Source organism: Actinoallomurus acaciae, assembly GCF_042429965.1.
GTDB classification, from domain to species: Bacteria; Actinomycetota; Actinomycetes; order Streptosporangiales; family Streptosporangiaceae; genus Actinoallomurus; species Actinoallomurus acaciae.
In genome coordinates, this window is the sequence record NZ_JBHLZP010001192.1 from 1 (window position 1) to 832 (window position 832).

Genomic DNA, 832 nt, shown 5'->3' on the forward strand with positions numbered 1-832 from the left:
CTGGCCGACCGGCTCGGCATGGGGGTCATCGCGCCCGACGGCGAACTGATCGCGCTCCGCGGCGGTGAGCTGTTCTCCGCCGGGCCCGGCGCGGGCTGGCTCGGCTTCGGGCCGGGTGCCCATCCCGAGTGGACCGGCCCCCGCTACCCGGCACCGGCCTGGCAGTCCGCGCTGCCGCGAGAGCTCCGGTCGCCGAAGCCACGACCGCTCTCCCGCCTGCGCGGACGGGACCGCCGTGCGTCCCCGGCGACGGTCACCGCGATCCCGGCCGGCTTCTGGGTCCGCATGGCGGGAAGCCCGCCGATGCCCCTGGTCGACCTCGGATTCGGCGTGCCGGTCGAGCCGGCCCGGCCGATCGTGCTCGCAGGCGCTCCGGGGGAACAGCCGCCGGCGGTGGCCGAACTCGCCGCGTTCTTCGAGTCGCTCCCGCCGGAGGTGCGCGACATCGCCGTGCTGGTGCCGTACGGGCAGCACCCCGCGGCGTGCGCGGCCCTGGCACAGAGCCTGGCGGACCGCCTCGACGGCAGGGTCCACGCGTACCACGCACTGCCGCACTACGCGACGGACGGAACGCGCAAGTTCGCGGTCTTCACCGCGCAGGCCACGCCGGACCGGCTCACCGAGACGCCCGAGGACGTCTACCTGCCCGCTGGACACGTGCCCGCCGAGCCCGTACGGCCCGCCGCCGGTGACGGCGCGGCCCCGGCCGCGGGACCCGCCGGGCGACGACTCGCTCCCGGTCGGCGGGTGGATGCCGAGGATTCCGGCCGGGACGGAGCCGAGGGTGATCTCGGTGCCGCTCTGGACGACGATGAGGACTTCTACGGCGACC

1 protein-coding gene is annotated in these 832 nt (G+C 76.2%); it reads left to right on the forward strand.

The features are described 5' to 3' along the window. Window positions 1–832, forward strand: an 832-nt coding sequence (locus tag ACFFNX_RS51550) for a hypothetical protein (protein WP_378213835.1), incomplete at both ends; no start/stop codon positions are given.